The organism is Bacillus cereus group sp. N11 (assembly GCF_016483605.1).
In the GTDB taxonomy this organism is placed as follows: Bacteria; Bacillota; Bacilli; order Bacillales; family Bacillaceae_G; genus Bacillus_A; species Bacillus_A toyonensis.
On record NZ_JAEHBN010000003.1, the window covers coordinates 347,229 to 356,856 of the forward strand.

Genomic DNA, 9,628 nt, shown 5'->3' on the forward strand with positions numbered 1-9,628 from the left:
AGCTATCCATATAGGCAACTCATTGTATTTTTTGCTTAGCGTGTTTTTTTCAAAAATGATGACGATGTTTCCGCGCCCCTTTAAAGGCCATCCCGAAAGGAATGGCCTATTTTTTATGAACGAATATCGGAATTTTTGAAGATTTCAATGAGGCTGGTGAAGCTATCATTGGCATGACCAGTCTTCATGCCGCGCCTGAAGACTTCCAGAACAGTTGCTGGCAAGGCGATGTCGATGCTGGCTTCTTGGGAAGTATGAACAACGTGCTCAACGCTCGCCAAGCCCATTGCGAGTCTGTCCACGTCACCAGGGTGCTCACCCTCATCGAGAAGCGGGGTATAGAACTCTATAAATTTCGGCAGTGACGACATCGTCGCTGAAGCGTATGGTAGGAATTGCTCCGCCGTAATGCCGTTCGCGTTAGCGATTGCAAGAGCGTGAAGGTAACTAAGCATTGCCGTCCAGAATATATCCATCTGTATCTGGTAGTATAGCATGGCTAATCCGGGGTCCGCGCCCCGATAATCGGTACTTGTTAACACTCCCAAGGTCTCCCTGTGAGCCTCGAAGACCACTCGCTCACCACTATAGTATGTGTAAGATTCCGATTTACCTATGCCTGACGGTGGAACTTGCACCCCTCCAGTAATATGCCATGCTCCACGGTCTTCCAACCATTTAGCCGCCTCGCGAACTTTTTCCGGGGTATCCGAACTCAAGTTAACGAGCACCTTACCGAATAAATTCTCAGAAGCCGGTTCCAGAATAGAGTACATCACATTGTAATCTGTAAGGCTAAGGATTACCAGCTCGTTAGCAGCTAATGCCTCGTTGACCGTGGACACCCTAATGGCTCCTCTTGCTACAAGCTGATCTGCTTTACTTGAAGTCCGGTTCCACACGGTCACCGAGTACCCGTGCTCCAGAAAAACGCCTGCCATCGCCTGACCCATCGGACCTAGTCCTATGACTGTTACCGATTTTCGGTTCCCAACCGCGTTTGTAGTTTCAGAACCATTTTTCTCATTTTGGCTATTACTTTTCAATGGAAAAACCCCTTTCAGATGAAATTAAGTAAATCATAAAGGATTACACTAGTGTCAATGTCAACACAAACAAAAATGACCCCGGAGCGATTCATCATGCTCAGGGGCCATGTCTACATTAAACAGTTCTCTTTTTCTTAATTGTTAAAGCGATTTGCCTCTCCAGTAATCTCTTTAATCCATGAAGTGCTTCGATTTGATAATTCACATTGCTTAGCTTCTTTTCATACGTTTCCAGCATCTCCTCGCAATATTCATACTCGTCAGGATTTGCCGCTTCGCTCTTGAACAACGCTTTAATTTCATCTGCTGTTAATCCAAGCTTCAAGTATAACTGAATCGCTTTGACTCGTTCTATGGCCGATTCGTCGAAATCCCGGTAATCGTTCTCCAACCTATCGGCGTTTAGAAGTCCTTTATTGTCATAATGCCGGATGGATCGTATGCTGACATTGGTCAATCGTGCTAGTTCGCTTATTTTCACTCCTAACAAGCCTCCTTGCATGCTCATAATAAATTGATTATACAACGATGGTTTTCCATTATTATTTCACCTAAATGAACTTGTAGTATTTGTAAAATACAGTTTTTCATAAAAGGAACTTAAAGAAACTCTAACATAACAAACAGTTCACAATGGATTTTGTGAATTTTTTCTGAAAATATCCTTTATTTGTGATACGAATCCCGGTTTTAGATTTTGAACTACCCTCCATGATTTATATACACAGTTTATGGACATATTTCTAGCTAAAACGGACGAAAAACTCACCCATATGAGAATATTTTGGGTGTTGTTTACGAGTATACTGGATTAAGAGGGCAAAAAAACTGTATAATTTTTAGACCTAGCCAGGGCTTATTTAGCATGCACATTTATATGAAAATACTCCTTTTTTAAATATTTTTTTTGGTAAACGAAAGCTTCTTTTAATTCTGTTCTTAAGTTAATGGCCATGTAAGGTGACCCCTATTATAAAAGTACGACATTAATGCTTCTTTTGATTGATATAATGTATAATGGCGTTATATAAAAATTCAGCTAAGTCTTCATTACTAAATTGATTTATATAATTTTTAAATCGATTATCAAATTTATACGTATTTGCAATACATGTCAACATTTCAGAGTCACATACAATAGATTGTTCGAGATAACTTTTCCACTCTACAATTAATTGCTGTACTTCATCGGAAGTAGGTGATTGATTAATATAGGAAGCAATTTTTCTAAACACCCTTTCCATTTTTTGTTCGAATTCGTGAAATAAGTTCGCTTTTTCACTAAGAGAGAGTTCTTTCAGTTTCTCCTCAAATTCTTTGTATTTTTCTGTTTCTCCATAGATGAATTTCGCTTCATGAGCATATTGTTCTTGTAATGGCAAAATAGATGAATTATTAAAAATATTTAAATTGTAGATATCCTTTCCTGATACATACTCATCCACCGCAGTAATAACTGTCTCTAAATGTTGTTTTTTTAACAATAAAGTTTGATTATGCTTCTTTAATAATTGTAGCTGTTCTTCTCTCGTAAGTTTCAAAACTTCCGCAATTTCCTGTAGAGAAAAGTCCATTTCTTTAAAAAATAGAATCATTTGAAGTCTTGCTAAACTGTTCTTATCATAGAGTCGATAACCATTTTCCGTTAAGTAAATTGGCTTTAATAAATTTATTTTATCATAGTATTGTAAGGTTCTTTTTGTTATGCCTGTAATTTGCACAATATCTTTAACCGTTAAAAATTGTTTCTTCATCCCAAAATTCCTTTATTTCATCTAGTATTTGATTGGCAGGAGTTATTGTGGCTTCAAAGATATTTTTACCTGTTTTTTCTAAATAATATTTAATTAAATAGTATCCACAGGCATAACCAGCAGCATAAGGCATATTTACTGGTATATAGTTTTGAAGTTTTGCTAATTCGTCACCATAAAGATACGGTGCAATTTTATCAAATCCTGTTAATTGTAATTGATCCTTGAGCACAGGTTTAATACGTCTATTAAGCATTTCCATAGTTGTTTTCGATACCCAAGGTCCGAGTAGATCTTCCCCCAAAATAGAAGTAGCAAAATTTTCTGCTAAACCTTCACTAACAATTAATTCACCTAAAGTAACAGTATGGTCCCATTGAATAAATTGATATCGAACATTATGATTACATTCATGTGCTAAAGCCGCTTTCATTCGAGGGATTGTGTATTCATTTGGCACAAATGTACACAAAATATAGCCAGGAATACCTCCATCACCGCTATATCCTTCATTTAACATTAATGAAGGACTATTGGGATTCCCTAATAGAATCGTGAATAAGTAATCAGATACACGAAGGTTCACATCATGCTCTCTAAATAAATGAAGGCTTTTCCTAACAACTTCTTTACACTCAGACCAAAAAGAATCAGACGAAATCAATTCTAGTTCTGGTGTAATCTCATTTGTAATCTGATTAGGAGAAATGCTCATTATATTATTCAATGTAATAACATCAAAACCATTTGGCTCCTCAGCTTTAAAAGGAACATATTGAATTTCCCATTTCCCCATAAACGGAGCCAACATTTCTTTCCTGTATAACTCAACCTTTTCCTCTTTTGGAGCTTGTAAAATTTTTCGATATATTTTATCTGACCGTAATGATTTTATATTCATTTCTTTCACTCCTTATTTAATATAGTTAAAATTATGCACTATGACGTTGCGTTATAGTCAAGTGGGTTAACTAAAAATATAGCAAGAGAATGGGATTAGGTGTTTTTTGAAATATTAATAGGACACTTTCATTTGTAATTACCTTGGCTTAGTTTGGATGTTGAACGTATTTAATAATATCTCCAAAGCCGAATTTTAAACAACCTTATGGGGGGCCCACCACACATCCATCAACTTAGGGTATATTTTTATACAAAATGCGGTCTTTCCATATAGTTTTTTTATTATCTTTTATAGATTTTATAAAAGTAGGCATATCAAATAAACCCTGATAGGCTTCAATTTTTTTACTATGCTACCTGATGAGTAGAAGTGGTATACTTATACACAACACCCAAAATATCAAAGACTGTCTTTTTCTCGTATCGATGAGATTTTCGTCCGTTGTGCTGTAGGAGGTTAAACAGACGAAGGAGAACCTTTGATAGCTCTTGGGTGTTTTTGTGTAATGCTTGGTGAAAAAGTGAAAAATGATCTTTAATTATGTACATCGCTTTATATTCACTTAGCTCTTTCTGTTTCTTACGCAACAGGAGTTCTCTCATTTTAAACATTGTAGAAGAACATAATAGGATGCTAATGAGTTGTCCATAAAGATGACATTCTAATCGCTCTTGTTTAATAGATTTACAACAATGAATTTGAAACCAGGATTTCCATATCTTAAATAACAGTTCTATTTGCCAACGTAGTGAGTATAAATCATAGATTTTCTCTTTTGGTACCCATTCCGTAGGAATGTTTGTCATATATACCGTAATTCCTTGTAGAAGTTTCGTACGCTCTGTATATATAATTCCTTTTTTCTTTTCACGAATAGCTCGATCACGTAGGCGTTTTTGTTTTTGCTCCTCCGTATATTTATAAACCACAATGCGAGTAGGTAATTTGTCTTTGCTCCCTACATATACATCATGTAATTCATACACTTGGCCAGGTTGTAACTGGTTCATGATTCCTTCTAAATGAATTTGTATATATACCGGCCTCAGTTGGGCGGGTTTTGTTTTAAATACGACTGTTTCGAACTCTTTTCTATATATCTTAGTTGGTAACTTAAGACGTGATAAATAGTATCCTTGCCTATCTTGAATAGATTTAAAGTCTTGTAAACGATAATATCCTAGGTCACGAATATATAGTTCATTCTTTTGTGCCATATCTGTTCGAGTCGCACCATACGCTTGATCACTTCGTTTTTCTAGTTCAATTTTCACATCAGAAAATTCTCCACTCAACAGGTCATACTCTAGTTGAATTTTTACACCAGCTCTATGACTACATCCTCCGGCACCAGGATAAGTAGATGCAAAATCGATCCGGCACTTGAAATGTTGTAGAATCAAGGATAAGAATACGCTCAAAGTGAGCAGAAAGGACATGAGAAATCTTAGATAATCCTCCAATTTTAGCTTGTAGAAGTGTAGTAAATACAGTTCGAAAGAAGGATACAGAAGCCGAGGTAAATCGTCGATTAAGCCCCTCAGGACTTAATAAAACTCCTGTTGAAGTTTCTAATTGACTACAAAGTTGAGTAAGAGAGGTAGTAGCGATTTGTTGATTTAACCATACACACAAAGATAAAAAATGGTGCCCATGGCACTTGCGTTTTCGTTTCATTCCGCCTGCTTCTATAGCTAATTGATTAAGTGTAGCGGGAGACATATATCGATATAACTCTTCAGCAAATAAAGACAACTCTTGTTTTTTATGAATATTCATAAAAAGCACGTCACCCTTTCTCATTAACATAAGAGAATAGTAACGTGCTTTTAACTTCAAGAATAGTCTAAATCCTTAAGTTGATGGATGTGGGGTACCGCCACATTGCTATCAAGTTAAAAGATCATTTAAAATAACTACACTATATTCGTTCTCTAACGAACCAAAATCAGAATTTGATTAGGACCTGTACGTTTTAATACAAAGTATCCTTTCTCCGATTTTGTTGCAACTCCATCATCATTCGACCAACAATATCCATGGGTTTCACAAGTTCCATCATCTCGAACTAGTAATTGACCAATTAATCCGACGGCTACCCATTCTGTACGATTTATACGAGAGGTATATTCTTCATGCGGATTCCATTTTGGATTGAGGATAGGCTGCATTATTTTTCTTTCTGGAGTGATTACATTTCCTTCCCCATCTTTTTGAGTTGGAATGGTAACCTCATGATATTTTTTTCGTCCCCATTCATCAGTCAGATATTTTCCTTGCCAGCGTAAGCATCCGCTATTTCCTAGCAGACCTGGTGTTGCACTTGTTATTCCCAAAATAAATAGATCATTTGAAGCGGCTTTTCGGACTTTATCTTCTGTCGACACAGTAACGAAATAGCCAACATCAATCGGGTTTCCATTGGCTGTTTCAAACATTTCTGCGTAATCACCTGCTGGAGTTAAATATGCTCCATCCACAAACATATTGCCGTTATTCAAAAGTTTTCCAACTAGACCTGTAACATCATAGGCAACTGCTCCGAAAGCTACATTCCACGAATAAGTTGGATCCCCATCTGTAGCATTAACAGCTCCATTTCTACCCATAATATGGGCTCCTTCGAAACCATTTGTTGTTGTGCTCAATCCTTCAGTATGAGATAAATCCCCACTAGCAATTGTACCTGATCCTTCAGCATGGGCCGCAAATCCACTTGCCGTTGTACCTGTTCCTTCTGAGTGGGAAGAAATTCCACTTGCGGTTGTACTAGAACCTTCCGCATGAGAAAAGTCACCCGTTGCTTGTGAGCCTGGATTAATTGTAATATCAGGAGTCCCACCCTCAGCATGGGAACCAAATCCACTGGCAGTCGTATTCACTCCTTCCGCATGGGAACTAGATCCACTAGCTAATGAAAATGCTACATTACCATTTTGATCAACACCACCGCCTTCCACATGCGAAGCCCTTCCACTTGCCGTGTTCCCTTCTCCTTCCGCATGGGAGTTAATTCCACTCGCAACTGTTTGTAGCCCTTCAGCGTGGGAATTATCTGCATTTGCTTGTGTACCATTTCCTTCCGCGTGAGCAGCAGTTGCCAATGGTCCTGTAGACGCGTTTTGACCTTCCGTATGGGAATCTGTTCCTTGGGCTTGTGTAGTATTTCCTTCCGCATGAGAATTAGTACCACTCGATGTCGTATTCGAACCTTCTGCATGGGAATTAACACCAGCCGCTGTTGTACCTCCACCTTCGGCATGAGAATTAGATCCGCTGGCAATTGTATTAAATCCTTCCGCATGGGATGCAGGTCCAGTCGCTGTTGTACCAAAACCTTCCGCATGCGAAGAGTTCCCACTCGCTGTTGTATTTTGCCCTTCCGCATGAGAAAAAGATTCACTTGCCGTTGTACCACCACCTTCGGCATGAGAAGATCCTCCGCTAGCTATTGTTCTTGATCCCTCAGCATGTGCGGCCCCATTACTGGCGGTTGTACTAAATCCTTCCGCATGCGAAGCAGGTCCGCTCGCTGTCGTTTCTGATCCCTCAGCATGTGAAACAGGTCCGCTCGCTGTTGTACCAAAACCTTCCGCATGGGCACCAGCTCCACCGACTGTTGTACTTGTAGCAATTCCTTCTACATGAGAAAAATCTCCTAACGCCTGCGGAGCTGGAAATAAGGTAATATCTGGAGTTCCTCCCTCAGCATGAGAAGCGATTCCATTAGCAACCGTTTGCCTACCTTCTGCATGTGAGGCAAATCCATTTGCAATAGTATCACTTCCTTCTGCTACAGAACATCCATTATTCGGATCAGTTCTAATACAGCTTATTTCTGTTGGTCCTGTTGAACCTGTTGGACCTGTTAGACCAGTATCTCCTGTTGCTCCCGTTGAACCTGTTGAACCAGTATCCCCTGTTGGTCCCGTTGAACCTGTTAGACCAGTATCTCCTGTTGAACCCGTTGGACCTGTTAGACCAGTATCTCCTGTTGCTCCTGTTGAACCTGTTGGACCCGTATCTCCTGTTGGTCCCGTTGAACCTGTTAGACCAGTAGCTCCTGTTGAACCCGTTGGACCTGTTAGACCAGTATCTCCTGTTGGTCCCGTTGAACCTGTTGCTCCTGTTGAACCCGTTGGACCTGTTGAACCTGTTAGACCAGTATCTCCTGTTGGTCCCGTTGAACCAGTAGCTCCTGTTGCTCCTGTTGAACCTGTTGAACCTGTTGAACCTGTTGGTCCTGTTGAACACGTAAATGGTGGAGTAGAGGAAAAAGTAGGACCAATCAAACTTGGATCTAATGCAGTAGCACGTAGAATTTCATTTTCTTCTGACATATCTCACCTCCAAAAATTACTTTTCATATTAAATAAATGCGTTACGGAAACATTTATGACGGGTTTGGCTCTTTTTCACATTCAATCTGATGAATTGAAGCTGACGCTACCCTTTGAATAAAGTTCTTTTTTGATTTGTAATTAAATTCTAGAGTGGCCCCTCATACTCCGAATCGTTTTCCCTCTCTCTTATAGTTAGCTTAATATCCCAATAGAGTAAACCCTATTGGGATAGACATTACGTATGAAGAAAAAGTTTCAGCTGCTACACAAGACAGCTCTATATAGGAAACTGCAAAATAAAATATAAGAAAACACACCCGCCTAAATTGGAGAAATTTTCGGTTGTGGTGGGTTATTCTTTGAATCGTTTCCGTACCCATGTCCATCAAATTAAAGATTTGAAACCACCCCAAAATGAAAATTTCACCTTTTTACAGTTATTTATAGAATTCGGCTCATTTTTTTCGTTTTGGAGAACAAATAATTTCTTAAGTTGATGGATGTGAGGTCCCACCACATGCCTATCAAGCTAAGAAAAACAAATACCCCCAAAATGAGAAAAATCGATCTAACTCTTCGGCAAATAAAGATAACTCTTGTTTTTGGTGCATATTCATAAAAAAATAGTCTAAATCCTTAAGTTGATGGATGTGGGGCGGGCCCCCAAAGGCTGTGTGAGAGGTAGAGGATGGGACCCCTTCTACTTAATTTATTTTGATTGATCATGAGGAACCGTTACAGTAGCTGTTTTGGTTGTAACATTCCCTGTGTTGTCCTTAACAGTGTATGTCACAGTGTATATACGTCCATTTCCACTTCCCAGTCTATCTGCACGAAGACTAAAGGAGTCAGTGGACCCACTAATAGGTTTATTATAATTTGCATTCTGAATATCATCAGATTGAAGTGTTTCATTGCTGGTAATGGATGTTAACACTACTGAATTGATTCCTGATGTACCATCAGAAGCATTAATTGTAGCTGTAATCGGAACCATTTTATGATTAGGCGGCCATATTGTTGTTTTGTCTAAACTGATGTTTAGCACAGGAGCTGTTTTATCTAGTTTAATTGTTTTTGTATTAAATTGTTCGGTATTTCCAGCATTGTCTACGCTCCAATAGGTTAGAGTGTGGACCCCTTCATCAGAAATCTGGATCGCATTTCCACTCTGTGTGGAACCATTATCTAGTTGATAATAGGTGGAAGCGACACCAGAACCCCCATCATTATCAGTTGCAGTTAAGTTAACGGTAACATCTTTATTCACCCAATCTGTTGGTGCGTTATCGGTTGTAACAGGTACCGTTTTGTCAATTTTTACAGTAGTGATATGTTGAGTCTCTACATTTCCGGCGTTGTCTACGCTCCAATAGGTTAGAGTGTGGACTCCTTCATCAGAAATCTGGACTGTATTTCCACTCTGTGTGGAGCCATTATCTAGTTGATAATAGGTGGAAGCAACACCAGAACCCCCATCATTATCAGTTGCAGTTAAGTCAACGGTAACATCTTTATTCACCCAATCTGTTGGTGCGTTATCGGTTGTAACAGGTGAAGTTGTGTCATCAGGTTTTT

Annotated in this window: 6 protein-coding genes and 1 pseudogene; all 7 read right to left on the bottom strand. The window is 38.9% G+C overall.

Features of this window, described 5'->3' with window-relative positions:
• Window positions 1–113 precede the first annotated feature (113 nt).
• Window positions 114–1,046: an NAD(P)-dependent oxidoreductase gene (locus JDS98_RS07725; protein WP_199632764.1), complete on the bottom strand. Its 933-nt coding sequence runs from the start codon at window positions 1,044–1,046 to the stop codon at window positions 114–116.
• 118 nt (window positions 1,047–1,164) lie between these two features.
• Complete coding sequence (locus JDS98_RS07730; protein WP_016514119.1) at window positions 1,165–1,530, bottom strand: MerR family transcriptional regulator; 366 nt, start codon at window positions 1,528–1,530, stop codon at window positions 1,165–1,167.
• 505 nt (window positions 1,531–2,035) lie between these two features.
• Window positions 2,036–2,803, bottom strand: coding sequence for a MerR family transcriptional regulator (locus JDS98_RS07735; protein ID WP_199633751.1), 768 nt, complete (start codon window positions 2,801–2,803; stop codon window positions 2,036–2,038).
• Window positions 2,778–3,704 (bottom strand): DUF2268 domain-containing putative Zn-dependent protease, encoded by a 927-nt coding sequence (locus JDS98_RS07740; RefSeq protein ID WP_097959543.1) that lies wholly within the window; start codon window positions 3,702–3,704, stop codon window positions 2,778–2,780. The genes JDS98_RS07735 and JDS98_RS07740 overlap by 26 nt, the downstream gene beginning before the upstream one ends.
• 350 nt (window positions 3,705–4,054) lie before the next feature.
• Window positions 4,055–5,486 (bottom strand): annotated as a pseudogene (locus tag JDS98_RS07745) (IS4 family transposase).
• A gap of 155 nt (window positions 5,487–5,641) precedes the next feature.
• Entirely contained in the window at window positions 5,642–8,047 is a 2,406-nt protein-coding gene (locus JDS98_RS30860) for a peptidase G2 autoproteolytic cleavage domain-containing protein (RefSeq protein WP_199633752.1), read from the bottom strand.
• A 712-nt stretch (window positions 8,048–8,759) separates the two neighbouring features.
• Window positions 8,760–9,628: OmpL47-type beta-barrel domain-containing protein (locus tag JDS98_RS07755; RefSeq protein ID WP_374191394.1), on the bottom strand; the 869-nt coding region annotated here is incomplete at its 5' end.

Bases quoted from the DNA above. Each gene is read 5' to 3' on its own strand.
- JDS98_RS07735 (WP_199633751.1), bottom strand. From the start codon at position 2,803: ATGAAGAAACAATTTTTAACGGTTAAAGATATTGTGCAAATTACAGGC.
- JDS98_RS07740 (WP_097959543.1), bottom strand. From the start codon at position 3,704: ATGAATATAAAATCATTACGGTCAGATAAAATATATCGAAAAATTTTA.
- JDS98_RS30860 (WP_199633752.1), bottom strand. From the start codon at position 8,047: ATGTCAGAAGAAAATGAAATTCTACGTGCTACTGCATTAGATCCAAGT.